The sequence below is a fragment of the Bifidobacterium pseudolongum subsp. globosum genome, assembly GCF_000741295.1.
In the GTDB taxonomy this organism is placed as follows: Bacteria; Actinomycetota; Actinomycetes; order Actinomycetales; family Bifidobacteriaceae; genus Bifidobacterium; species Bifidobacterium globosum.
In genome coordinates this window covers 268,422-294,304 of the sequence record NZ_JGZG01000005.1, presented here as the reverse complement: position 1 = coordinate 294,304, position 25,883 = coordinate 268,422, and the positions used below count along the sequence as shown (strand labels likewise).

The following is a 25,883-nucleotide window of genomic DNA, read 5'->3' as shown; positions in this document are numbered from 1 at the left end:
CCTTGCTGTATGGTGGGTGGTTTTCGGTTCCCGCGCCTATTCGGTCGCCAGATCGTTCGGCATGAGGGCGAGGATGCCGATGGCCTCGTTGATGTCCTGTTCGCTCGCGATCAACGGCGGTGCCAGACGCAGCACGGTCGGCGACGGTGCGTTGATGATCAGACCGTGGTCGAGCGCCCATCCCACGGCGGCATGCGCGCACGGCCGCGTCAGCACGATCGCATTGAGCAGGCCGCGGCCACGCACCGACGCGAACAGCGGGTTGTCGGTGGCCATGATGCCCGTGCGCAGTTGCTCGCCGCGCTCGTTCGCCTGCGCCACAAGCCCTTCGCGTTCGATCACGCTGATGGTGGCGAGGGCCGCCGCGGCGCCAAGCGGGTTGCCGGCGAACGTCGAACCATGGGTGCCGGGCGAGAACAACGCCGAGAGTTCCTCGCCAAACGAGATCATGCCGCCCATCGGGAATCCGCCGGCCACACCCTTGGCAAAGGTCACGATGTCGGGGGTGATGCCGCCCAGGTCATCGCGCTGGAACGCGAACCATGCGCCGGTGCGGCCCATGCCGGTCTGCACCTCGTCGACAATCATCAGGGCGTTGTGCTCGTCGCACAGCGCCCGCACGCCGCGGATGTACTCGGCGTCGAGTGGCAGCACGCCCGCCTCGCCCTGGATCAGTTCCATGATGACCGCGGCCACCGGGCCTTTGCCGTCATCGGTGGCGAACGCGGCGCCCATCGCGCCGAGGTCGTTGGCCTCGACGAACTCAATATTCGGCACAAGAGGCTCGAACGGCGTGCGGATCGCCGGCTTCCAAGTGGCCGAAAGCGCACCCATCGTGCGCCCGTGGAATCCGTGGGTCAGCGCGAGGATGCGGTAGGGGCGCGCATCGTCGGTCTGCAGGGTGGCGCCGTACAGCTTGGCCATCTTGAGCGCGGCCTCGTTGGCCTCGGCCCCTGAATTGCCGAAGTAGACGTGCGAGCCCTGCGGTGCGCCGGCGAGTTCGATGAGCTTGGTGGCCAGTTCAATCTGCGGCTTGGTCGCGAAATAGTTGCTCACGTGCGCGGCGCGCTGTGCCTGTTGCGCGACGGTCTCGCACCAGTCCGGGTGTGCGTAGCCGAGCGCGTTCACCGCGATGCCCGCGAGGAAGTCGAGGTATTCGTTGCCGTCGACGTCCCACACGCGCATGCCCTGCCCGTGGTCGAGCACGCGCAGCGGCGTGCCGAACACGTGCATGTGCACGTCGTCGTATTTGCCGAGCCAAGCGGCGTCCTGCCCCAGTGGCTGTGTCTCAGTTGCCATATGAGCTCCTCATTTCCAGTCCCTCACCCGGTTCGACCATCGTGCCGATGCCCGCCGAGGTGAATATCTCGTTGAGTATGGAGTGTGGTTTGCGTCCGTCGATGATGTGCGCCTGGCGCACGCCGCCGTCGATGGCGCGGATGCACGCCTCCATCTTGGGGCGCATGCCCGATTCGAGGTCGGGCAGCAGGTCGCGCAGGTCCTCGACGCCGATGCGGCCGATGAGCGAATTGCGGTCGGGCCAGTCCGCGTACAGGCCGTCCACATCCGTGAGGATGACGAGCTTGTGCGCGCCGAGCGCGGTGGCAAGCGCGGCCGCGGCGGAATCGGCGTTGACGTTGAGCACCTCGGTGGCGTCGTCCTCGTTCGGGGCGACCGACGAGACGACGGGGATGCGCCCGGCGTTGATCAAATCGATCACAGCCGAGGCATCGACGCCGACGACGTCGCCCACCAGGCCGATGTCGGTGGGCTTGCCGTCGATGAGCGGCTTGCGTTGGATCGCGGAGAACAGCGCGGCATCCTCACCCGACAGACCAACGGCGAGGGGACCGTGCGCGTTGATCAGGCCGACGAGCTCGCGGGAGACCTTGCCAGTGAGCACCATGCGCACCACGTCCATCGCCTCGGGCGTCGTGACGCGCAGTCCGCCCTTGAACTCGGAGTGGATGCCCAACGCCTTGAGCATGTGCGAGATCTGCGGGCCGCCACCGTGCACGATCACCGGGTGCAGGCCCACCTGACGCAGGAACACCATGTCTTCGGCGAAGCATTCCTTGAGATGGTCGTCGACCATCGCGTTGCCGCCGTATTTGATGACGATTGTCTTGCCGTAGAATTCCTCAAGCCACGGCAGCGCCTCGATGAGCACCTCCGCCTTCTGGTCGGCGCGCAGGTCGGTGTGCACGTCGAGGTGGAATCCCGGTCCCTTCAGTTCTTTTGCCATGTCCTCAGCTCTCGTAGTCCGCGTTGATATGCACATATTCGTGGGTCAGGTCGTCGGTCCACACGGTTGCGGCCGACGTACCCGCATGCAGGTCCACGTCGATGTCGATCTGGCGTGGCGTCATGTCGACCTCGCTGCGGTCGTGGCCCGGCTTGCCGCCGTCGCAGATGCGCACGCCGTTGACGTCGACAGTCACCTCGTCGGGGTCGTAGGGCGCCACGTCCGCCGGCACGGTGCCCAAAGAGCTCACGATGCGCCCCCAGTTGGGGTCGTTGCCGCTGATCGCGCATTTGAGCAGGTTCGACGCGGCGATTGCGCGCCCGCACGCCAGCGCGGCGTCCTCGCTTGTGGCACCGGCCACGGTGATGCGGATGTCGTGGCTCGCGCCTTCGCCGTCGCCGATGATCTGGCGTGCCAGACTCGCGCAGCAGTTCGCGATGAGGTCGTTGAACTCGTCCGGGTCGGGTTCGATGCCCGAGGCGCCCGAGGCGAGCAGCAGCACGGTGTCGTTCGTGGACATGCAGCCGTCCACGTCGATGCGGTTGAACGAGGTGTCGACCGCCGCGCCCAGCGCCGCCTGGAGCTGGCCTGCGCTCACCACGGCGTCAGTCGTGATCACGCACAGCATCGTGGCGAGCTGCGGGGCGATCATGCCCGAGCCCTTGACCATGCCGCCCACACGGAACCCATTCGATCCCATGCGCGTGACCGTCTTGGGCTTGGTGTCGGTCGTCATGATGGCGTGCGAGGCGTCCTCGCCGGCGGCCATCGTCGGCTCGAGCGCGGCGAAGGCGCGCGCGGCGCCGTCGAGCACCTTGTCGAGCGGCAGCAGTTCGCCGATGAGGCCGGTGGAGCATACGGCCACTTCGCCGTCTTCGGTGCCGAGCAGCCCGGCCACCTCATGTGCGGTTGCCACGGATTGCGCATACCCTGCTTCGCCGGTGCATGCGTTGGCGCCGCCGGAGTTGAGGATGACGGCCTTGAGCGAACCGTCGGCCACGGCCTTGCGCGACCATTGCACGGGCGCGGCGCAGAACCGGTTGGTGGTGAACACGCCGGCGGCGGCCGTGAGCGGCCCCTCGTTCACGACGAGCGCCACGTCTTTCTTGCCCGGTGTGGCCGAGATGCCGGCTTCGACACCGGCCGCTGAGAATCCTTGCGCGAATGTCACGCTCATGGTGCGACTCCAATCTTCGTCAAACCGTTTTCCTCATTGAGTCCGAAGGCCAAGTTGAGGGATTCGACCGCCTGGCCGGCCGTGCCGCGGTTGAGGTTGTCGATTGCGGCGAACGCGTGCAGGGTTCGGCTGCGCCGGTCCACGGCCACTTGCACATGCGCGGCGTTCGATCCGAGCACGTTCTGCGTGGCCGGCATGGCGTCGGGGGCGAGCACGCTGACGAACCCCTGGCCCTCGTATGCGCCGGTCCATATGGCATGGATCTGCTCGACGGTCAGGTCCATGGCGGCGTCGGTGAGTTTCGCGCTCACCGAGGCGAGGATGCCACGCGACATCGGCACGAGCATCGGGGTGAACGCGAGGGTGAACTCGCCGGCCGCCGCGGCGTCCAGACCGGCGGCGTGGGCGAAGTTCTGCAGGATTTCGGGAATGTGGCGGTGGGTGCCGCCCACCGCATACGGCACCGCCGAATTGAGTGCCTCGGAGGCGAGCAGGTTGGTGCGCTTGAGGTTCTTGCCGGCCCCGGAATACCCGACGGCCAGGTCGGCGACGATCGTGTGTGGCACGACGAGGTTGTTCGCGATACCGGGCTGCATGGCCAAGGTGACGGCGGTGACGTTGCAACCGGGGCCGGCGATGCGCTTGGCCCCCAAGAGCCGTTCGCGCTGGCGCCGGTATGCGCCATTGGCGTCCTTGCCGAGGATGAGTTCGGGCATGCCATACACCCAATGCTCGTAGAACGCGCCACCATAATAGTCGTCCCACGCCTGCTGCTGTTCGAGGCGGTGGTCGGCACCCAGATCCACGATCACCGCGTCGTCGTCGAGCTGTGCGGCGAGGGCGCCGGATGCGCCATGGGGCAGGGCGAGCACAATCACATCGTGCCCGTTCAATGCCTCGGGTGTGGTGTCTTCGACGATCAGGTGGGCCAATTGGGGAATATGCGGCTGGAAGGCGCCCAATGGCTGCCCCACCGACGAATGCCCGGCCACCGTGGTGACCTCGAAGTCCGGATGCGCAGCCAGAATACGCAGCATCTCACCGCCGGCATAGCCGGTGGCGCCTGCGACGGCGACGGTATGTTTGCCCATGGTCAGCTCCTCTGTGCTTGGTTAGCTGCCGAGTATACACTTTATGCAGAACAATGCATAACTATACGTTCTTGGGGAGCCGTCTGTGCGTGTCGCCGAGCGCCGCTCACGCCTGCACGGAGTCGCCGGAGCCGCCGGACGTGGAGGAATTGAGCGACTGGAGCATCTGGTTCATCACGTCGTCCATCGAGACGCCGTTGATCATGAGCCACACGAACGCGATCGTGTAGAGCACGTTGATGATGACCGCGGCTAGGGCGAGCCCATACCCCTTCATGCGCATGATGCGCGTGCGGCGCATGCTCAATGCGCCCAGAATCGCGGGCATGATCGGCACGGGCAGGAACAACGCGAACACGAACGCGATGATCGCGCCGGCGTCCCACCGCCCGTAGAAGATGTTCTGATTGGGGTCCTCCATGTCGATGCCGTTGACGTAGCGCGGGTATTTGCCGCCCTGCTGGGTGGCGCCGGGTGCTTGCGGCGCCTGCGCCTGCTGCCTGGCCCACGGTTGTGTGGGCGCCTGGTTCGGCTGCGGCACTGCCGGCGTCGGCCCCGCTTGCGACGCTTGCGCCGGCTGGGACTCGGGGTCGGGACGCCCGAAGATGTAGGGGTCGTAGTCCTGTGGGAACTGGTTGTCCATCGCGCCGTACGCCGGGCGCAGATATTGCCCGTAGCTCGGCTGGTTGGCCCCTTGTGTGCCGGCTGCAGGGCCGGATGAGTCGACCGGAGCAGCATTGGCCCCGTTCGGCGCCTGCTGCGGCTGCGACGATGGATACTGGTCCGGTTGGCTCATCATGGTCCTGTTCGTTTGGTGGTTGGTGTGCACTAGGCGCGCAGTTGCGCACCGAGTTCGGATGCCTTGTCGACGATGCGCTGGCGGATCTCCTCGCTGTCTTCGGAAGTGAGGGTGCGGTCCGGCGCGCGGAACGTGACCGCATACGCGAGGGACTTCTTGCCTTCGCCCACCTGGTCGCCCGTATACACGTCGAACAGTTCGATGGACTCGAGCATGTCGCCGGCGGCGTCACGGATCGCTTCGCCGAGATCATGCGCACTCACCGTGTCGGGCACCGTGAACGCGAGGTCCTGCTTGACCGGCGGGAATGTGGAGATCGGCTTGGCCTGCACCGGTTTGTTGCTCAGGGTGCCGAATAGCGCGGTCAGGTCGAGTTCGAAGGCGGCGGTGTGGTGCGGCATGCCGAGCGCGTCGTCGACCTTGGGGTGCAACTCTCCGACGAAGCCGACGCGCTTGCCGCCGGCCACCACATGGGCGCTGCGGCCGGGGTGCCATTGCGCAGGCACATCCTGCGCGGCGGGCTGGTCAAAGGTCACATCGGCGCCGAGGCGCGCGGCGATGCGGCGCACCGCTTCGACGGCGTCGCTCCAGTCGACGGCGCGGCGGTCGCCAAGCCAGCCGTCGTCTTCGGCCAGACCGGTCATCATGCCGGCCACATGCAGCGGCTGGTCAGGCAGGCCGGCGTCAAGCGCGGCAAGCTGTTCGGGCGTGGGGCGCACGCCGCCGGGCAGCGCCGGGATCGCAGGCGCGTCCGGCGAGGCGAGATACACGTGGCCGAGCTCGTAGCAGGCCACGTTGTCAAGACCGCGGCGGATGTTGCGCTGCACCGTCTGTGCCAGCGTAAGCAGGATCTGACGGCGCAGATACGGACGGTCGTCGGCGAGCGGGTTGACGATCTCCACGCTCACCGGCTCCACCGCATCGGGATCGATCATGAACGCCTTGTAGTCGGCAGGCCCCACAAACGGGTAGCTCAGTGTTTCCACCATGCCGTACTCGGCGAGCTCGTCGGCCACCTGGCGCTTGTGCAGCTGGTCGGAGGTGAGGCCCACATGGCCTTCCACCGGCGCGTGCGGCACATGCACGGGGATCTTGTCGTAGCCGTAGATGCGCGCGACCTCTTCGACCAGGTCGCATGGCTCGTTCAGGTCCGGGCGCCACGACGGCGGCACGACGGAGAATTCACCGTTGCCGCCACCAGCGGCGGTGCAGCCGATGTCGGTCAGGATCGCGCTGATGTCGTTGAGGTCCAAATCAAGGCCCGCGATGCGCTTGACCTCGCTCGCCTTGAACACGATCGGCTGGCGGCGCTTGGTGTTGTTCACGTCGCGCGGCGATTGCGAGGCGGTCGCCGACCCGTAGGCCTCGAGCAGGTCGCACGCCATCTGCGCGGCGGCCGGCTGGATCTGGTCGTCCACACCGCGTTCAAAACGGCGCGCGGCTTCCGAGGGGATCTTGTGGCGGCGCGAGGAGCGTGCCACGGAGATGGGGTCGAAGTGCGCGGCTTCGAGCAGGATGTTCGTCGTCTCGCTCGTGACCTCGCCGTATTCACCGCCCATGACGCCGGCGATGCCAAGGATGCGCGACCCCTGCTCGCCGTTGGGTGAATCGGTGATGAGCAGGTCCTCGGGGTCGAGGTCGTGGTCCTTGCCGTCGAGCGTGGTGAGCGTTTCGCCAGCGCGCGCACGGCGCACGACGATCGGCCCTTCGATCTTGTCGAGGTCGTAGGCGTGCATCGGCTGGCCCAGATCGAGCATGACGTAGTTCGTCACGTCGACCGGCAGCGTCAGCGAACGCATGCCGGCGCGCGTCAGGCGGCGGCGCATCCAGTTCGGCGTTTTGCTTGTGGCGTCGTAGCCATGTACGGCGCGCGTGTAGAACCGGTCGCAGCCGACGACGCCGTGGATCGGGTTCTCGTCGTCGATGATCACGTCGATGTCATGCGTCGTGTCCGCGGCCTGTTCTTCGATCTGTGGCACATGCGCATTGAGTTCGCCGACCGGGTCGGTGAACTCGGCGCCGGTGGAATTGTGGAATTCGCGCGCGATGCCGCGGTAGGAGAACGCATAACCACGGTCCGGCGTCACATTGATCTCGAGGATCGGCTGGTCGAGGTGCAGCAGGTGCATCGCGTCGTCGCCCGGTTTGAGCGCCTCGTATTCCTCGGGGGTGAAGCCGTAGTCACGCAGCAGGATGATGCCGTCGTGGCTGTCGCCGAGGCCGAGCTCACGCTCCGAGGCGCACATGCCGTCGGAGATGTGGCCGTAGGTCTTGCGCGGTTCGATGCGGAAGTCGCCGGGCAGCACGGCGCCGGGCAGGGTGACGACGACCTTCTCGCCGGCCTTCATGTTCGGCGCGCCGCAGATGATGCCGCGCGGCACCTTGTTACCTTGATCATCGACGCTGTTGTATTCGTCGCCCACGTCCACATGGCACCAGTTGATGACCTTGCCGTTCTTCTGCGGTTCGGGCGTGGCGTCAACGACATAGCCCACCACGATCGGGCCGGTGACCTGCGACTGGTGGATCTCCTCCTCTTCGAGGCCGACGCGCACGAGGTCCTTCGCGAGCTGCTCGTACGTGAGCCCCTTGGGCACCTCCACGTGGTCGCGCAGCCAATCAATATCTACCATGGGCATCTCGAATCACTCCCCCATCACAAACTGTTCGCTGAATCGCACGTCGCCTTCGACCAGGTCGTGCATGTCGTTGATATCGTGGCGCAGCAGCAGCGTGCGCTCGACGCCCACGCCGAACGCGAAGCCGGTGTACACATCCGGGTCGATGCCGGCGGAACGCAGCACATTCGGGTTGACCATGCCGCAGCCGCCCCATTCGATCCAACCGGGGCCGCCCTTCTTGTCGGGGAACCACAGGTCGAGTTCGGCGCTCGGCTCGGTGAACGGGAAGTAGCTGGGGCGCAGGCGGCTCTTGGCCTCGGGGCCGAACATGGCCACGGCGAGCTTGTCGAGCACGCCCTTAAGGTCGGCCATCGTCAGGCCCTTGTCCACGGCGAGCGCCTCGACCTGATGGAAGACCGGCGTGTGGGTCGCGTCGAGCTCGTCGGTGCGGAACACACGGCCGGGGCACGCGATGTACAGCGGCACACCATGGGCGATGAGCCCGCGGACCTGGTCCGATGAGGTCTGCGTGCGCAGCACCATGTTGGAGCCCACGAACCCGGCTGCGTCCTTGGCCTGGTTGCCCTTGACATAGAACGTGTCCTGCATCTGACGTGCCGGGTGGTCGGGGCCGAAGTTCAGCGCGTCGAAGTCGAACCATTCGGTTTCCACCTCGGGGCCGTCGGAGATCTGCCAGCCCATGCCGACGAAGAAGTCCTCGACGTCTTCCATGAGCTTGGGCAGCGGGTGGCGCGCGCCGAGCGGATTGCGGCGCACCGGCAGCGTCATGTCCACGGTTTCGGCGGCCAGTTCGCGGGCTTCCTCCTGGGCCTTCACCTCGGCTTCCTTCGTGCCGTAGGCGCGGCCGAAGTCGGCGCGCAGCTTGCCCATGAGCTTGCCGGCCTCTTTCTTCTGGTCCTTGTCGAGCGAGCCGATGGCCTTGCTGGCCATCGTCATTGCGGACTGGGCGCCGGCGTATTGCGTCTTGATCGCCTTGAGCTCCTCCATGCTGGAGGCCTGTGCTATTGCGGCGATGCCTTCGGCAACCGCTTTGGCCACCGCATCGGCATCAAATTGTGTGCCTTGTGCCACGAGATACCTTTCCGTCACATGCATCGGAGACGCGAAAACGCGTCATTCCAACGTTTTACCGACTTCACATTCTTTCAATACGACTCGACATAGCCAAGGTCATGAGCATCACCGCGGCGCTTGTGCCGAGGTTGAGCGATTCGGCCTTGCCATAGATCGGGATCGAGGTGATGATGTCCGCCCGTTCGAGCAGGCCGGGCTCAAGACCGCGCGCCTCGTTGCCGAACAGCACGGCGATCGAGCCGTCGAGCGCGTCGCCTTCGCGCACCACGTCGGGCAGGCTTTCCGGCGGCCGGCCTTCCGTGCCGTAGACGTCGGCGGCCATGACGGTGGTGGCATGGTTGGCGCAGAACGCGAAAAACCCATCCTCGTCCATCGTGAGCACCGGCAGGTGGAACAGCGATCCGGTCGTGGCGCGGATGACCTTCGGATTGAACACGTCCACGCATGAGCCGACCATGACCACGGCGTCGCAGCCTGCGGCGTCGGCGCTGCGGATGACGGTGCCCGCGTTGCCGGGGTCGCGCACCTGCCAGAACGCCGCGATGAACGGATGCGGTGTGGACGGCACCTGGGTGAGCTGCGCACGGCACGCCTCAAGGTCGCCCACGGCCGCCACGCCTTGCGCGTCACGGCTGATATGCGCCACCACATCGGCCGTGGCCTTGTGCACGTAGATGCCCTCCCCCATGGCCAATCCCGCGAGCGAGGCGACGGTGGGGTTGACGAATCCGGCGTCGGGTTCGGTGCCGTCCACGGCCACATAGAGGTCGCGCACCGCGCCAGGCTGCCAGGTGAGTACCTCGCGCACCGCCTGAGGGCCTTCGATCAGGAACCTTCCGCTGCGTTCACGGTGTTTGCGGGAGGCAAGGTCGGCGGTGCGGCGTACACGTTCCGCTTTCACATTGGTCATCACAGTTGCATCAATCGGCATACGCCCACCCTACCGCCAGCGCGAGGCAACCGCACATCACCCCGCCATCCACCCGTTTTCAGAGAACTCCCAGCAAGCGTTCAGCGTGCGGCCACTGAGTACCGAGCCGAATCGCAGCGGCGTCAAAGCGCAATCACACCAACGCTGATTACGCTGCGGACATATGCCCTGCGCCGCGCCATGCACCGGCCGGCCGCAGGCCCTTCCCTACCCATCGATTGATTCGCAAAGGAACCGACCATGTTCATAGTCAGGAACGCACTGCACAATGTGGTGTGCAACAAAGGCCGCAACGCGCTGATGATTATCATCGTCGCCATCATCACCGCGGCCGCGACCGTGGCGCTCGCGATCGTGCAGGCGGCGGAACGCGCACGCACATCGGCCTTGGACGACACCACGATCAGCGCGCAGATCTCGATCGACCGCGGCGTGATGATCGGCAAGACGCGCGACGCACAGTCCGGAGGCGCGGACATGCAGGCCATGCGCGAGTCGATGGCCAGCAAGCAGCTCACCCTCGACGACTATCAGAAATACGACAAATCGGAGTACGGCGTCGCATCGTCGTATTACACCGAGACGGCTTCGGCAGCAGCCGTGGACGGCGGCGTCGAACCGGTGGATTCCAACGGCACCATGACCGGCCAAGAGAGCCAGTCCACCACGGAGCAGAACCAGTCCGGAGAGCAGCCCCAGTCCCCCGGCGACGACCGCGCGGGCGGCATGCCGGACGCCGGCGGCGGCAAAGGCGGCATGATGATGACGACGGGGGACTTCTCGCTTGTCGGGTTTTCGTCGGACGAGGCGATCGCGAACGCCCCCAACGGATCGTTCACGATGGATTCGGGCCAGGTGTTCGGCTACGGCACCGACGATGACGGCGATGTGATCATCTCGAAGACACTCGCCGACGCCAACGACCTGGCCGTGGGAGACACGTTCAAGGTCGCCGACATCACCGACGATACCAAGACCTACACGTTCACCATCGTCGGCATCTACAGCAACACCACCGAGAACACGATGCCGATGGGAGGCCCCATGGCCTCCACCGCGAGCGACCCCGCGAACGCGATCTATACGTCGGTGTCCACGCTCGATGCGCTGGGCCTGACCAGTGGCAAGACGATCGAGATCACCGATGCACGCGGCAACACCCGCGAGACGCAGGCGGCGCAATTGAGCTACACCTATGTCTTCGACGGCAAGGCGCAATACGACCGGTTCGTCGCCGACGTCAAGGCGAATGGCCTGGGCGATGAATACACCGTCTCGTCCGCCGACGTGGAGCAGTACGAGGCGAGCCTCGTGCCGTTGAACAACCTGGCCAAATTCGCGAAGACGCTGCTCATCGTCGTGCTGTGCGTCGGCGCTATCGTGCTCGTCGTGCTCACTATCTTCAACATCCGCGAACGCAAATACGAGATCGGCGTGCTCACCGCGATCGGCGTGAAGAAGGCGAAGGTGGCCGCGCAGTTCGCCATCGAACTGCTCGCCGTGACCGCCATCGGCCTGGCGCTTGGCGTCGGCGTCGGCGCCGCCGTCTCGGTCCCCGTGTCGAACTCGCTGCTCACGTCGCAGGTCGAGGCGCAGGCCACGCAGCAGCAACAGCAGCGTGCGCAGTTTGGCCGTGACATGCAGCCGCCGAGCGGCGTCGGGCAGGATGGCGCAACCACAGGCGAAGGAAGCCTGTCGGAGGCGCCGAAGGACGACAACGGTGCCCCGCAGCAGTGGGGACATGCCACGCAGATGGTCTCCAAGGTCAACGCCACAGTGAACTGGGCCACAATCGGCTGGATGCTGCTCATCGGCATCGGCCTGACCCTGCTCGCCTCGCTTGTGGCCGCCGTGTTCGTGATGCGTTACGAACCCCTGCAGATTCTGGCCGACCGCTCCTGAGCGCACACCACCCACACCCACCATCACGAGTAAGGATTGTCACCATGGCACAACCATCTTCCGCACCATCATCGAACACATCCGCAACCGCCACCCCGATCCTCGCGTTGGACGACGTGAGCTACGCCTACGCCAAGGGCGGACCCGACGTCATCAGCCATATCAGCCACGACTTCGCCGCAGGGCAGGTCACCTCGATCGTCGGACCTTCGGGCGCGGGCAAGACCACCCTGCTCTCGCTCATCAGCGGTTTGACGACGCCGACCGGCGGCGCCGTGCTCTTCGAAGGACGCGACCTGGCGTCGATCGACCGCTACCGGTACCGCAGCCGTGACATCGGCGTGATCTTCCAAAGCTACAACCTGCTGCCCGGATTGACCGTGCTGGAGAACATCATGCTCACGATGGACGCCTCGGGCAAACGGTTCGACCGGCCCAAACGCGAGATCGCGCTCGACCTGCTCAAGCAGGTGCATCTGCCCGAGCGGTATGCGGACGAGCGCATCCTGCACCTGTCGGGCGGCGAACAGCAGCGCGTGGCGATCGCCCGCGCGCTGAGCGACGACCCGCGGGTGATCATCGCCGACGAGCCGACCGGCAACCTTGACCCGGCCACGCAGGACGATATCATGCGCATCTTCCTCGACCTTGCGCACCAGCAGGGCCGTTGCGTGATCATCGTGACGCACAGCCCGCAGATCGCCGAGATGTCCGACGCGGTGCTGCGGCTGGCCCCGGCGCAACGGTAGGTCAGTTGCCGAAGAACGAGAATGTGCCTGCGCATAGGGCGGCCGTGAGCGCGGCCACCGGAATAAGCAGGCAGACCACGAGGAACCAGCGGTCGCGCGCGCGTACGACACTGACGCGCGCGTGGCTGCGCGGTTCGTCGGAGCCGAACCCGCGCGCCTGCATGGCCACGGCGAGCGTGGTGGAACGGCGTATCGACAGCACGAGCAGCGCGAAGGCCTGCGGGAAGAACGACTTGAATTTGCTGTCGTCGCCCAGTCCGCGCGACCGGCGCGACGCGGTGAGTGCGGCCCAGTCGTCCTGCAGCACGGAGAACAGACGCATGCCGGCGAGCCCGCCGTACACGAACCGGTCGGGCAGGTGCAGCAGCTGGCTGAACCCGTCCGCCAGATCGGTCGCGTCGATGCCGAGCACGGCGATGATCGCAGGAATGCCGATCGCGAGGATGCGCAACGCCGTGGCGAGCGCCAGTTCGGCGGAACGGTCGGTGATGGTGATCCACCCCCAGTGCCACCATGTGCCGCCTCCTGATTTGCCGTACAGCAGCACCGCCAAGGCGGATCCGGGCGCGCCGATGAAGATCGGCCACGTGGAGCGCACGATGCGCCACGGCGTGAACCCGATGGCCATGAGGATGAGCACCTCGAGCCCGAGCGCCACGCTCGCGGAGACCCAGTCGAGGCTCAGCAGCAGCGGCAGCGACGCCAGGAACGCGCCGCCCAACCGGTAGACGGGGTTGATCGAGGCGAGCAGGGGTGACCTGCTCGCCGGTTTGATCGTGTCTTCGCGCTCGTTGACCGCGCTGACCTCGATGTCAGTGGAGTGCGCGGCGGGCGCGGACTGCGGAGCCGCAACCCATTCACCGTGTGCGTCGTGCGGCACGAGTTCGACGACGCGCGCGCCGAGCGCGGTGACGAGCTCGCGGTCGTGCGTGACGACGATGATGCTGACGCCGTCGGAGCGCAGGGAGTGGATGAGGCGCACGATCTGCATCCATGTGCGCCGGTCCTGCCCGAAGGTCGGCTCGTCGAGGATCAGCACGCGCGGTGCGGCGGCGAGCGCGGCGGCCACGGTCAGGCGCCGCTTCTCACCGCCGGACAGTGTGTAGGGGTTCATCTGCGCGTATTGGTCGAGGTGGAACCGGCGCAGCAGTGCCATGCCGTGCTCGCGGGCGGTGGACTCGTCCACGCCGGTGCGTGTGGGGCCGAGCATGACTTCGCCGAGCACGCTCGAGCAGGCGAACTGGTGTTCGGGGTTCTGGAAGACGTAGGAGATCCGTGAGGCGAGCTGGCGTGACGTCCAGTCGACCGGCCACAGGTGCTGTGCGTCGGGGGCGAGCGCCGCGCCGGCGACGACGCGTCCGGTGACGGGTTCGAGGAGCCCGGCGAGGGTGAGCGACAGCGTGGATTTGCCGGCACCGTTCGCACCGACGAGCGCGGTGATCTGCCCGGGGCGGAATGCGAGGTCGATGTGCTCGGCGATGGCGTTGCCGCCCCGGCCTATCGCCAGGTCGTCGGTCGTAAGCACGGGTTCGCCTGTGCCGTCGGCCGGTTCGTATGCGGGCTCGTCCTCGGTGCGGATGCGCGTGATCTCGTCTTCGGCGCGGCGGAAGCGTTCGGGCACCCAGATGCCGAGCTGCGCGAAGTCGAGTGTGGGGTCGGTGAACACCGCTTCGGGTGTGCCGTCGGCCACGACCACGGTGTTGCGGAACGTGCTGCGGTCGATCTCCTCTTCGAACCCGCGCTGCTCCACTTGGCGCGCGTCGTGTTCGGTTTCCAATCCGAGCACGACGACGCGGTCGATCATGTCGACCCACCGGTCGGCGCGGTGCTCGACGAGCATCATCGTCGCACCGGTTCGCGTCAGCACATCACCCACGGCGCCGACGATCTGCGCCACGCCGTCGGGGTCGAGGTTGGCGGTCGGCTCGTCGAGCAGCAGCACGCGCGGTTGCATCGCGAGCGCGCCGGCCAAGGCGAGCCGCTGCATCTGGCCGCCGCTCAGGTGCATGACCGAGCGGTCGAGCTGCAGGCCGCCCATGCCCACCGCGTCGAGTGCGGCGTCGACGCGCGGCCAGATCTGCTCGCGTGGCACGTCGAGGTTTTCCGGACCGAACGCCACATTGTCTCCGAGACGCTGGAAGATGGCCTGCGCCTCCGGATCCTGCAGCACGAGTCCCACGGCGCCGCGCGCGGCATGTGTTTCGACGCCGCCGATGAGGATCTCGCCTTCGGTGACGCCGCCGTCCGCGTCTTCGACCTGCACGCCGGTGTCTTGCGCCGCGGTCTGTGCGGCGGATTCGTCGCCGAGCAGGCCGGCCACGCCTTCGAGGATCGTGGATTTGCCGATGCCGGAAGCGCCCAGCAGCAGGACGCGCTCGCCGGCATTGATCGTGAGGTTGAGCTTGCGCACGGCGAAATGGTTGCGCGAGGCATGCCGGTAGCCCCAGTCGCGGAACTGTATCGAAGCGGCATGTGGCGTGGGTGCTGGAGTGGTCATGGGTGCTGCGTGTTCCTTTGCGGTGGTGGATATGCCGATGCCCCGGCGCGTTTGGCCGGGGCATCGGAGTTGGTTCAGCGGGTGCGGTTGCGCACCATGCGGCCGGAGGCGAAGTTGTCGAGCGCGCCGGTCTTGGCGATGCCGATGTAGAGGTACCACATGGCGATGCCAGCGAAGACGAGTCCCGAAAGCACGGTCGTGATCAGGTAGACGATGCCGTAGGAACCATTGAGGTCGATGGCCTGCAGATGGGTGAAGAACGAGTACGCCCAGCATCCCAAGCCGCTGAGTGCACCGGAGAACATCATGACCGGCAGGTTCCATTTGCGGTATGCGAACACGGCGAATGCGATTTCCGCGCACAGGCCCTGCACGAACGCGATCAGGAACGTTTCGACCCCACCCCACATGTTGCCCATGAGCGCCTCAAGCACGCCGGCGACGACTTCCGCATAGAGCGCAGCCCCCGGTTTGCGCACGATGACGGCGGCCAAAGGCCCGGCGAACAGCCACAGGCCGTTGAAGATGCCCGCGAGCCCGGGCACCACGGCTTCGAGCACGGACCACGGTGCGGCGCTGAAGAACGCCACGGCCCAGTAGATGAGGGCTGAGGCGACACCGATGACCGAAGCCACGGCGATGTCGACCACACGCCATTTCAAAACGGGTTTTGCTTCCACAACCGAAGCAGACATAATGAGTGCCTTTCTCTTTCCTGTCCATATGGACGCCGGTGGGCGCCCATGGCGATAAGGCACGGGAAATTCGACGTCCGTGCGCCGGCATTGTCCGGATTCACGTTCAATCGGTCGAGGCTGGGCCTCTCTCAGCCGATGCGCCATGCGCATCAGCCCCCGTGTCGAGTACCGAGTCTAAGGCAGGCCGGGGACCGGCGTCACAACCCGGGCCATATGTCCGGTTCACCGGCGTTTGAAGAGGCGGAACAATTGCGACTGCCGCACGCACAGGCCACTGGCGAGCGCTGCAAGCACCACGGCGCACAGCAACGCCAGTGGGGTACGGCATGCGGTCGCGATGACCAACGCGGTGTCCCCGACGGCCATGCGCACACCGTAGGCGGCGATGAGCGCGCATGAGCCCGCCGTGGCCAATCCGGCCCATACGAGCGTCTCCACGCATATGCCGAGCAATTGCGCCGGCTTTGACTCCCCCGAATGCAGCGCCGCGGCGTATTCGAGCCTGCGCATGCGCACGGCGATCACACCGATGGCAAGGCCCAGAAGCGCCGCGAGGAACGGGATCCAACGGGTGGTGCGCGCCATGTAGGTGGCGTAGGGGTCGTAGTGCGCGTCGAAACCCTTGTTGAGCGCGACCACACCGGCCTGGTTCTGCCCATTGCCCACACGCAGCGTGGAGTACAGCAGGTTGCTCGCCGGTTCCGAACGCGGCCATTGGCGTATCCAGCATTCGTTGTAGTCGCCTAGGACGGCGGCGCGTGGCACAAGGAACGCGTAGGCGAAACGGGTGTCACGCCCATCGTTGGGCCATGGGTAGACGCCCGCCACGGTGGCGTTGCCATGGTCCGTGGCCAACGTTGAGCCGACCGTAAGCCCGAAGTCACGCGCCACGTCGGTCGACACCCAGATCCCCGACGTGTCGATCGGCGAGGCGACGGCGCCGTTCGACGCGATGAGCGACAGCATGCCTTGTGTGACCTCGAATGATTGCAGGGCGTTGTTCGGTGTGGACAACGGCGTGATCTCCTCACCGGTGCGCACGGCGCCCGATTGCGCGATGGGAACGCCTGACGATTGGGCGAGCCGGTCGCATGCACCACCGTCCACGGTGCCGCCGACCACCGTATCCACGTCGGCCATGGCCTGCACACGTGCCATGGCCTCATGTTCCATCGCCACCACCGTATAGGCTTCGTATCCCCCGAGCAGCATGCCACCAAGCAGCACGGCGACGAACAACGCCAATGCGTGCGCGTTGCCGGCGCCCACATTGCGCATCGCCTCGGAGAGTATCGACCTGAGTCTCATGTTCCCTCCCCTTTCATCCATTGGGCGCGTAGTGTGCAAGATCGACCACATGGTCGCAGGCGTCCCTGGTGTCAGGATCATGGGTGGCCACCAGCACAATCATGCCTTGGTTGGCGAGGTTGCCCAGCACGTGGCTCACCGAATGCGCGGTCCGTGTGTCCAGTTGGGCCGTTGGCTCGTCCACAAGCAGCATGTCGGGTCGTGAGCACACGGCCCTCGCCAGCATGAGCCGTTGCGCCTCACCTCCGGACAGCTCACTGAACCGCCGGCCGGTCGCATGGTCAAGATCGAACAGCCCCATCGCCTCCAAGGCCTGTGGCTCCGCTTCCTCACGGCTGAACCCCTTGGCGAGCAGCGGGAACACCACGTGGTCCAACGCGCTCCGTTGCGCCACACCCACCGGGTTCTGGAACACCCAGCCGGTCCGGGCGATGCCAATGCGCTCCACACTGCCCGCATAGGGCTTTTCCCAACCGGCCAGGATCGACAGCAGTGTGGACTTCCCACATCCGGACGGCCCGCAGACCGCCACCGTCATCCCGGGGTCCACGGTCATGTCAAGATGTTCGAACAGCAGGTCGGTTCCGGGGAACCGGTGGGCCAGATCATGCACTACCAACCGCATGGCCGATCACCCGCACCGCAATGTGGCCAGCGTGGGGCCGATTAGCACATCATGCACGTCCTTGGCATCCAAATGTTCAGGCTGCACAAGCGACGCGCCCAATTCGCTCGTGATGATGCGCACCGGTACCGTCTTGGGCGATCGCGCCGTGCCCGTGGCAATGCATGCCGAGGTCCCATCGGTGCCGAACACGGCGCCGGCGGGCACCCGCAGTGTTTGTATGGCCTGGTTCAGCGTGAGCTGGGCGTCCATGCCCGCGGCCCGTTCCTCCGGCGTCTTGCCTTGGTAGCCTTCGGTGGCGGCGATCTGTGCGAGCAGACCGGCATCGGTGATCTCCGTGGAGCCTGCGGGCAGTGGCGCCGCAACGCCGAACACCGTCAGTGTGCGTTCCTTGTCGGAAGGGGAACCGTTGCGGATCGCGAGCTTCACCAATCCGCCCGGCACCATCCCCAATGCGGCTCCCGCCTGCACATTGCTGCCTTGGACCGCCGTCCAGTCCCGTACGTTCACCACATCCTCGGGAATCCACATGGTGTCCGAAAGACGCATGTCCATGTCTTCTGGCGCAACGCCGTCCGAGTTGCCCACATCCACCATGAGCTGCCGCCACCCGTTGCCGGTGTTCCAGTTGTATTCCGCGGATTGCGGCACGCTGTCATACCCCAATCTGCCGAGCTCGTCGTTCAACGAGCGGACGTCCTCTCCCCTGTCTCCCACCTTGAGGTCGCGGTACAGGGGCGTCGCCGTGTGCAGCGCCACGATGTTCCGGTCGTTGACCTGATAGGCGCGTGTGCCGGAACGCAGCTCGCCGTTCGCCCAGTTCTCGGTCACGGTGCCGCTGGCGTTGCCTAGCAAGTCGCGGTTGCCGGAGACCGTGGGCACCACGTTCACCTGTTGCGTGCCGGAGTACTCCTGCACGCTGGCCGGCGCGGATTCCACCACGCTTGGGGCGCTCAACACCGAGGGCGCGCGGTCCGGCAACCACAATGCGCACGCCCCACCGTGAGTGCGGCCACGGTGGCCGCCGTGAGTAACACCCACGTCAGTACAGGGGCGGCCCTGCGTGTGCCGTTCCGTTGCTGTTTCCCCGTCATGTCCCCTCCCGGCTTTGATGGTATGCCACAGTGCATATCCAGTCTCGCGTATGCCTCCCTCGGGCGCAACCGGCATGCGCGCCGTGTGTATGCCCAATACCATCCCAGCATAGGGAACCGCACGGGATTCCCCATGCCACGGGCGTTGTTGTCGTCTTTAGATGACAGTAAGGAATCACTCGCGTGCCTTGTATGCCAAGAAGCTCCACGCACAATCCGCGTACACGGTTCACGCATTGCGCATGGGACCTATATGACATCCACCCGATTGTGAGAGCTGATATGCCGTTGAAACCACCTTCTCCATTGGTATGATGGGGCATATTCAGAAGGGGGAATAATGCACTATCGGGGAAAACATATCAGAATCGGGATCGTGGACAACGATGCCCTCGTCTTGGGGGCCTTGCAGTATGTGATGCGTACCTGTCTGCCGCAGAGCGAGGTCATCTGGGAAGAGACCGACGGGAACAGGGCAGTCTCCCTCTGCTCGACGCCAGCCACCACACCGGACGCGCTCATCGTTGACGCCTCCTTGGAAGGCATGACCGGAAGCGAAGTCTGCCGGTGCATCCGTGCCAACGATGCCGAAATCGTACTCGTGGGAGTGACTTCGTTCATCCTCGCCCGCTTCCATGACGCAATGCTGGACGGTGGGGCGCAATGCCTGCTGCCCAAGGACAAACCGCAGACCATCTGCCAAGCCGCCATAGCGCTCTGTGAAGGCCGAATACCCCGCGACGCGCGTTTCTCCACGGAAAGCGCAGCCGAAGCCCACCGGCGCCTCAGCAAGGAACAGCAGGTGAATCCAATTCGTACGGTCATGCTGTCACCGCGCGAAGAGGAAGTCATGACATGGATCGATCTGGGCAAGACATCACTCTGGATCGTCAAACGGCTCAACACCTCCGAATCCACCATCAAAACCTATGCACAGCGCATCTATACAAAACTGGGCGTGCACACAAAGGTCGAGGCGATCATCGCATGGCGCAACAGACGGAGCGAATAAGGATGTGTAGTCTTTTGCCGACTACACCGCATGGTTTGCCACATGTCTTCCCAGAAACCACATGTCTTCCCAGAAACGGGTACAGTGAGATGTCCAGACTGTGTTCGACGAAGAAGTCACCATTTGAGGGGGCATCATGAGAAGCATTCACAAGGTACTGTCAATAATCACAATCATCGCTTCCGTTGTCAGTCTGTCGTCTTGTTCAAAGAGCGAAGCCGAATCCAACAATGCCATGACAGGAGTTGATACCGGAAAATTTGCAAGCGGAATGACCGACCTTATCGATTCGTTGCTTGATGATGACCAATACGATGAGTCACAGAAAGAAGTCCTACGTGCTGCGTTGCAGCACGATGGGGAGATTCCGTATGCTTCCTACAGCGCGGCATGGGAGTCCTATAGGCAATGCTTGGTAGATAAGGGGTACACCAAGCCACCGCAGAACCTCATCAACGGCATCTACTTCGCACCAGCATATGTTTCAAGCGAAGGTCTGACGGAAGAGCAAAACCGCAAACTGAATGATGACATCAACGCATGTCGAGACGCGCGGGTCGCCGCCATCGATTTAGTGTACCGGACGAAACTCGGTAACCCTGAGTTCTATGGTGATCCCGAGGTGGCTTTGGTCGATTGCCTGCACCGCAAGAACCTGGTGCCGCAGAACTACATGATCGACCAATACCGGAAGGAGTCCGACCTGTATATGAATGATACGAGCGAACACGCATTCGACCGGTTCAGCTTCGACATCAACGACAGCGACACGCTCACCTGCATGGCCACAACCGCACCGACACTTCTCCAACCCCGGTTGGAGATATGGAAACCACTAGGCTGACAGGGCGGCCTATTCAGCCTCCTGCAGCGGAATGAACGCCCGTGTACGCCATTGGACCCCATCCGCTGACCCAACCAGTGTGCCACCGAGTTCACGGATCACGGTGGTGAGGGACTGCAACCCACTGCCGCCATATTCCACCACTTGGCCCTCAGCGGCGATGGTGTTGCGCGCATCCATGCGGATGCCGTCTGCACTGATGGCGATGGCCACCTCATATGGCTGTGCGGAATCGGCGTGTTTGAAGATGTTCGTGTAGATTTCATGCACCACCATCAAGGCGACCGACGAGGTCTGGAGGACGCGCGTTGTGGCCGCGTGCTCATCGATGCGCACCTCAGTATGCCCTTGGACGCCGTTGTCGCGCAGGTATTGTTCGTCTTCGTCAATTTCCGCACGCAGGTCCCGTGTGAACGCATCGAACTGAAGTTCCTCGCTTTCGCCGCTGTCGTGCAATTGGCGGATCAGTGTGCGCATGTCCAGCTGGGCGGCGCTGCTGTATTCCAGGATCCGCCGCCAGGCATCCGCATCCTCGCCATCAGCAGTGTGTTGGCACTGGGCGATCATCGAGATGGCGGAGAGTTTCTGCGACAAGGTGTCGTGGATGTGCGCGGCGAGCATCTGGTCGCGGCGCAGGATGCGCAGTTCGGATTGCACACGCAACAACTGGCGATACTTGCGGTTGCGTTCGCTGTTCCACCGGAAGAAGCGTCCGAGAACGGCGATGAGCGTGTAACCGGCGCAAAATGCCAACACCGTTTGCGCAGGCATGAACTCAGGGCGCAGCACACCTTCGAGGATGGTGTAGCAGATCATGGCCACATACACGGCGATGGCGCCACGGTTGCTCAGTTTATAGCTCAGGATGAGCAACGCCATGAGCAGCATGTACGACGTGAACACCCCATACCCGGCAATGGCGTATTCACCTATGCCATTGAACACGAGGATGGCGAGCGCGGCCTGGACGGGGAACCAGTAGCATACGACCGCCAGGGCCTGCACGATGACGAGGGCGGTGATGATTGCGGCGCCGTTGGCTTTGTCAAAGCTCCATATCTCGAATTGCAGCATACACGAGAACATCGCGATGACCAGGAAAAGATAGGGATGCTGGATGTGGTTCAAAACATCGATGAGTTTCTGTTTCATGGTCTGCCACCTAGAATATATCGTTGCCTTCTCATGGTAGGGGGGGGGAAAGAATCCCTCCCAATCTACAGGAAGGGCTCTCCCCCTACCTCGGTCGAGCCAGAGGCGGCGCCTAGCACAACCCGAACTTATGAGCCCAATCGGGACAATATTCCACCATGGACGGATTGCCGCCCTCTCCCAGTTCCACTGAACGCATGTCGGCCGGAGCGGCCGGTGCGACGGCGGTGGTCGCCACAAGCGCGATGGTCACAATGAATGATGAGATGCCCATGATGCATGTCCTCCTGTACTCACATGGTTATTGGATGCATCATCCCATCTTAGCGGTGGTTGAGTTTGTCGAGCAGGAGCGCCTCCGCCACCACGTCGTTGCGCAGGCCGGACACACTCACGGACTCGTTGGGACTGTGCGCGTTGGACTGGGGGTCTTCGGGGCCCGTCACGAGCACTTGCGCATGGGGGAAGATGCGCTGCAGTTCGGGGATGAACGGGATGGAGCCACCTTCGCCCTTGTTCACCGGATCGACGCCAAAGGCCTCACGCAGCGCCTCCTCGGCGTCACGGGTGGCCTCGCACTGCGGGTCCATGGCCCAGCCCATGCCCTCGTCGAGCGGCGTGACATGGACCTCGGCGCCGAAAGGCGCATGCGATTCAAGGAACGTCACCATTGCCTGCATCGCGGCGTGCGGCTCCTGAGTGGGGGCCACGCGCAGGCTGATGCGGAACCGTGTTTCGGGGCTGATCACATTGAACGACCCGTCCACGGGGTGCGCGTCGAAGCCGATGACCGTGGCACTCGGCTTGGTCCACAGGCGTGAGGCGAGCGAGCCGGTGCCTGCGAGCCGGTACGAATCGACCACACCGCTGTCGGCGCGCATGTCCACTTCCTCGATATCGCGGTCCAGACCGCCGATTGGTTCCCCACCGTCCAGACCGGGGATGGCGAGTTCGCCATGCTTGTTGTACATCGAGGCGATGAGCATCGCGGCGAGCGTGTTGGCGTCGAGCACCGGGCCGCCGTACTGGCCCGAGTGCACCGGATGGTCCAGCACCTTCACGTGCACATCGCATGTGGCATTGCCGCGCAGGCTCGTGGTCAGCGACGGCACGTCCGGGGCCCAGTTGCCTGAATCGGCCACGATGATCACATCGGCTGCGAACTCGTCACGGTGCTCCTGGATGAACGGGATGAAGCTGGGGCTGCCCATCTCCTCCTCGCCTTCGATGAACACCTTGATGTTCACACCCAGATCGTCGCCCAGCGCTTTGAGGGCGCCGTAGTGGATGGCGATGCCACCGGCGTCATCGCACGCCCCGCGGCCGTAGAGGCGGTCACCCACCTGCGTGCCGGTGAAGGGGTCCGTGTCCCATTCGCCCGCATCGGGCACCGGCTGCACGTCATGATGCGCGTACAGCAGCACGGTCGGCGCCTCGGGATCGACGGCGAGCGCCCCGATGACCTCCCACGCGCCGGGCTGCCCATCCGCGCCCGTGGCCTGGACCGCCCGCGCGTCCACGCCCACCTCCTGCAGCAGCGACGCCACGTACTCGGCGGAACGCCGCATATGGTCACCGGCGATGCCCTGCGAGGAAATGGCCTTCAGTGCGATGCGGTGCTTCACCACGTCGAGGATGCCATTCCAATCGGCGTCCACACGGTTGCGTATTTCTTTTGCGGTCAGGATCATGCCTTGGTTCCTCCCTGTATCAGGACGGTCTCGAATCTGTGTCCGTGAGCCATTGTAATGACTTGGGGCGCGTCTACGGATTCCCGTACGCTTGCGAACCATGGCAGTGTTGAAGCAAGACAAGGATTCCGCTTCCGAACAGAAGGTTGAAGCGCAGAGCGAACAGGCGGGCAAGGGCCGCCCCACCCCTAAGCGCAAAGAGGCCCAGGCTCAGAAACTCCGCCCGCTCGTGCCCAAAGACAGCAAGGAGCAGCGCAAGCGCGCCAAGGCCCGCATCCGCGAGCGCGAGAACATCGAATACGAAGCCATGCGCACCGGCGACCTGCAGCACATGCCCAAGGCCGAGCGCCTGCCGTGGCGCGTCTATACGCGCGATTACATCGATGCGCGTTTCAACATCGGCGAGTTCTTCATTCCGGTCGCGCTCGTCATCCTGATCGCGTCGGTGATCCTCACCGCCGTCTACCCCAACCCGGTCGTCACACTGATCCTGATGACGGTTCTGTATGTGTACCTGTTCGCGATCGTCATCGACGTGGTGGTGATGTGGCGCAAACTCAAGAAGCTCCTGATCGCCAAGTACGGCGAACAGTCCGTAGCCAAAGGCATGCGCACCGGTTCCTATGCGTGGAGCCGCGCGATCCAGCTGCGCCGCTGGCGTCTTCCCAAACCGCGCTACAAGAAGCGCGGGCACTGGCCGAAGTAAAGCCTGTGCACCCATTCGCTTCAGGGCGGTCCGATCGTGTGCGATCGGACCGCCCTTTCTTGAACCCTGTACCGCGACTACAATCAGGGGCAGCCGGCCGTTTTTCGGGTCCGGGTCGACCCCACAAAGGAGCACGATGGCACAACAGTTCGATATCGCAATCATCGGCGCAGGCCCGGGCGGGTACGCCACTGCATTGAGGGCGGCGCAACTGGGCAAGAGCGTCGTCATGGTCGAGCGTGACGCCACGCTCGGCGGCACATGCCTCAACCGCGGCTGCATCCCCTCGAAGGCGCTCATCACCGCCACGCGCACATTGGACACGATGCGCCACGGCACGCAGATGGGCATCGTGACCTCGTTGGAGGAGATCGACTTCGGCCAGTTGCGCGACTACCGCGAACACACCGTGGCCACGATGACGCAGGGCCTGCGCGGCCTGGTCGCGTTCCGCAAGATCACCGTCTACCAAGGCGAGGCATCGCTCGACGCGGACCGCACCGTGCATGTCGACCCCTCGGACGACAACGCGCATGTGAGGCGGTATGCGGAGGACGGCGGTTTCGAAGACGTCGACGAGCACATGGAGATCCAGGCCACCGACGTCGTAATCGCCACCGGCTCCTCCCCCCGCCCCCTGCCCGGCACGCCGTTCAGCGCCGCGGTCATCGATTCGACGCACGCACTCGAACTCAACACGTTCCCGCACAGCGCCGCGATCATCGGATCGGGGGCCGTCGCGCTCGAATTCGCGTCGATGTGGCGTTCGGCGGGCTGCGACGTCACGCTGTTCATCCGCCACGGCAACGTGCTCTCGCACAGCGACCGCCGCGCCGCGCTCGCTCTGAACCGCGAACTCAAGCGGCTCGGCATCACGATCGTCGCGAACGCGCAGGTCACGCATGTGGACACCGGCGAGAACCTGGGCGCGGTCGTGCACTACACCACGGCCGACGGCGGCGAGCAGACGTTCGCCTCCGAGCTCGCGCTCGTCGCGATCGGCCGCACGCCGAACACGCAGGCGCCGTGGTTCGCGAGCAGCGGGCTGCAGGTGGACGACGACGGCATGATTCCCACCGACGCGTATGGGCGCACCAATCTCGACCATGTGTGGGCAGTGGGCGATGTGACGCGCGGGCAACTGCTCGCGCACCGCGCCTTTGCCCAAGGATTGGTGATTGCGGAATCGATCGGCGGCCTCGACCCGCAGCCGGTCGACGAGCATACGGTGCCGAGCGTGATCTTCTCCACGCCGGAATTCGCGACGGTCGGCCTGACGCTGCGTGAGGCGCAGGCGGACGAGCGGTACGCCGACGTACACGAGACGATATTCCCGGTCATGGCGAACGCGCGCATGGTCATGAGCGGCATGGGCAGCTCGTTCTCCATCGTCACCGGCGCATTGCGCGACGGCGACGGCACGCAGACCGTGCTGGGCGTGCACGTCGTGACGCCCGACGCGAGCGACCTGATCGCCGAGGCGCAGCAGATCGTGGCGAACCACATCCCGCTGCACGAGGCCGCCAACGCGATCCACCCGCACCCCACGTTCAGCGAGATGATCGGCGAGACGCTGCTCAAAGCGGACGGACGCCCCCTGCATACGCGCTGAACCGCACCACCGCACCTTGCGGCGGGCACGTCAA

At 64.8% G+C, this 25,883-nt stretch carries 21 protein-coding genes and 1 riboswitch; of the genes, 6 read left to right on the top strand and 15 right to left on the bottom strand.

All coding sequences use genetic code 11. From position 1 onward, the window contains the following. Window positions 1-36 precede the first annotated feature (36 nt). The 8 genes from BPSG_RS03410 to BPSG_RS03375 form a co-directional block, all read right to left on the bottom strand. Window positions 37-1,299, bottom strand: coding sequence for an acetylornithine transaminase (locus BPSG_RS03410; protein WP_026643288.1), 1,263 nt, complete (start codon window positions 1,297-1,299; stop codon window positions 37-39). Continuing rightward, window positions 1,289-2,245: an acetylglutamate kinase gene (gene argB / locus BPSG_RS03405; RefSeq protein WP_022857671.1), complete on the bottom strand. Its 957-nt coding sequence runs from the start codon at window positions 2,243-2,245 to the stop codon at window positions 1,289-1,291. The genes BPSG_RS03410 and argB overlap by 11 nt, the downstream gene beginning before the upstream one ends. Before the next feature lie 4 nt (window positions 2,246-2,249). Then, a complete protein-coding gene (gene argJ / locus BPSG_RS03400; RefSeq protein WP_026643289.1) occupies window positions 2,250-3,422 on the bottom strand; it encodes a bifunctional glutamate N-acetyltransferase/amino-acid acetyltransferase ArgJ in 1,173 nt (390 codons plus the stop codon). Further along, a complete protein-coding gene (gene argC / locus BPSG_RS03395) occupies window positions 3,419-4,513 on the bottom strand; it encodes an N-acetyl-gamma-glutamyl-phosphate reductase (protein ID WP_026643290.1) in 1,095 nt (364 codons plus the stop codon). Before argC ends, argJ begins: the two co-directional genes overlap by 4 nt. 106 nt (window positions 4,514-4,619) lie before the next feature. Then, window positions 4,620-5,312, bottom strand: a complete 693-nt coding sequence (locus BPSG_RS03390; RefSeq protein WP_051591947.1) for a DUF4190 domain-containing protein — start codon at window positions 5,310-5,312, stop codon at window positions 4,620-4,622. Between the two features lie 29 nt (window positions 5,313-5,341). Beyond that, entirely contained in the window at window positions 5,342-7,951 is a 2,610-nt protein-coding gene (pheT, locus tag BPSG_RS03385; protein WP_026643292.1) for a phenylalanine--tRNA ligase subunit beta, read from the bottom strand. A gap of 6 nt (window positions 7,952-7,957) precedes the next feature. Beyond that, a complete protein-coding gene (gene pheS, locus BPSG_RS03380; RefSeq protein ID WP_022857676.1) occupies window positions 7,958-9,049 on the bottom strand; it encodes a phenylalanine--tRNA ligase subunit alpha in 1,092 nt (363 codons plus the stop codon). 40 nt (window positions 9,050-9,089) lie between these two features. Next, on the bottom strand, window positions 9,090-9,959 hold the full coding sequence (locus BPSG_RS03375; RefSeq protein ID WP_026643295.1) for a TrmH family RNA methyltransferase: 870 nt from the start codon (window positions 9,957-9,959) through the stop codon (window positions 9,090-9,092). Window positions 9,960-10,199: 240 nt separating this feature from the next. Between BPSG_RS03375 and BPSG_RS03370 the strand changes: the two genes are divergently transcribed. Further along, the gene (locus BPSG_RS03370; RefSeq protein WP_033502084.1) at window positions 10,200-11,861 is read left to right on the top strand and encodes an ABC transporter permease; all 1,662 of its coding nucleotides are present in this window, start codon (window positions 10,200-10,202) and stop codon (window positions 11,859-11,861) included. A gap of 44 nt (window positions 11,862-11,905) precedes the next feature. Next, window positions 11,906-12,610: an ABC transporter ATP-binding protein gene (locus BPSG_RS03365; RefSeq protein WP_026643297.1), complete on the top strand. Its 705-nt coding sequence runs from the start codon at window positions 11,906-11,908 to the stop codon at window positions 12,608-12,610. 1 nt (window position 12,611) lies between these two features. On the opposite strand, the gene BPSG_RS03360 is transcribed toward BPSG_RS03365, so the two are convergent. From BPSG_RS03360 to BPSG_RS03340, 5 genes are all read right to left on the bottom strand, one after another. Further along, entirely contained in the window at window positions 12,612-15,107 is a 2,496-nt protein-coding gene (locus tag BPSG_RS03360; protein WP_026643298.1) for an ATP-binding cassette domain-containing protein, read from the bottom strand. A 74-nt stretch (window positions 15,108-15,181) separates the two neighbouring features. Next, entirely contained in the window at window positions 15,182-15,802 is a 621-nt protein-coding gene (locus tag BPSG_RS03355) for an ECF transporter S component (protein ID WP_026643299.1), read from the bottom strand. A gap of 58 nt (window positions 15,803-15,860) precedes the next feature. After that, window positions 15,861-15,975: riboswitch (TPP riboswitch) on the bottom strand. Window positions 15,976-16,027: 52 nt separating this feature from the next. Continuing rightward, window positions 16,028-17,113, bottom strand: a complete 1,086-nt coding sequence (locus BPSG_RS03350; protein ID WP_026643300.1) for a hypothetical protein — start codon at window positions 17,111-17,113, stop codon at window positions 16,028-16,030. 13 nt (window positions 17,114-17,126) lie between these two features. Beyond that, window positions 17,127-17,738 carry an ABC transporter ATP-binding protein gene (locus BPSG_RS03345; RefSeq protein WP_033502085.1) on the bottom strand — a complete coding sequence of 204 codons (612 nt, stop codon included), beginning with the start codon at window positions 17,736-17,738 and terminating at the stop codon, window positions 17,127-17,129. 6 nt (window positions 17,739-17,744) lie between these two features. Continuing rightward, on the bottom strand, window positions 17,745-18,680 hold the full coding sequence (locus tag BPSG_RS03340) for a hypothetical protein (protein ID WP_236822928.1): 936 nt from the start codon (window positions 18,678-18,680) through the stop codon (window positions 17,745-17,747). A gap of 528 nt (window positions 18,681-19,208) precedes the next feature. Between BPSG_RS03340 and BPSG_RS03335 the strand changes: the two genes are divergently transcribed. Both BPSG_RS03335 and BPSG_RS08820 read left to right on the top strand, forming a co-directional pair. Continuing rightward, a complete protein-coding gene (locus BPSG_RS03335) occupies window positions 19,209-19,844 on the top strand; it encodes a LuxR C-terminal-related transcriptional regulator (protein WP_160268207.1) in 636 nt (211 codons plus the stop codon). 136 nt (window positions 19,845-19,980) lie between these two features. Further along, the gene (locus BPSG_RS08820) at window positions 19,981-20,688 is read left to right on the top strand and encodes a hypothetical protein (protein WP_236822929.1); all 708 of its coding nucleotides are present in this window, start codon (window positions 19,981-19,983) and stop codon (window positions 20,686-20,688) included. A 9-nt stretch (window positions 20,689-20,697) separates the two neighbouring features. On the opposite strand, the gene BPSG_RS03325 is transcribed toward BPSG_RS08820, so the two are convergent. Beyond that, window positions 20,698-21,840, bottom strand: a complete 1,143-nt coding sequence (locus tag BPSG_RS03325) for a sensor histidine kinase (RefSeq protein WP_026643303.1) — start codon at window positions 21,838-21,840, stop codon at window positions 20,698-20,700. Between the two features lie 323 nt (window positions 21,841-22,163). Next, a complete protein-coding gene (locus BPSG_RS03320) occupies window positions 22,164-23,531 on the bottom strand; it encodes a dipeptidase (protein ID WP_026643304.1) in 1,368 nt (455 codons plus the stop codon). Between the two features lie 100 nt (window positions 23,532-23,631). On the opposite strand from BPSG_RS03320, the gene BPSG_RS03315 reads away from it, so the two are divergent. Further along, window positions 23,632-24,237, top strand: a complete 606-nt coding sequence (locus BPSG_RS03315; RefSeq protein WP_026643305.1) for a DUF3043 domain-containing protein — start codon at window positions 23,632-23,634, stop codon at window positions 24,235-24,237. A 136-nt stretch (window positions 24,238-24,373) separates the two neighbouring features. After that, window positions 24,374-25,849, top strand: a complete 1,476-nt coding sequence (gene lpdA, locus BPSG_RS03310; RefSeq protein WP_026643306.1) for a dihydrolipoyl dehydrogenase — start codon at window positions 24,374-24,376, stop codon at window positions 25,847-25,849. The last annotated feature ends 34 nt before the right edge of the window (window positions 25,850-25,883 follow it).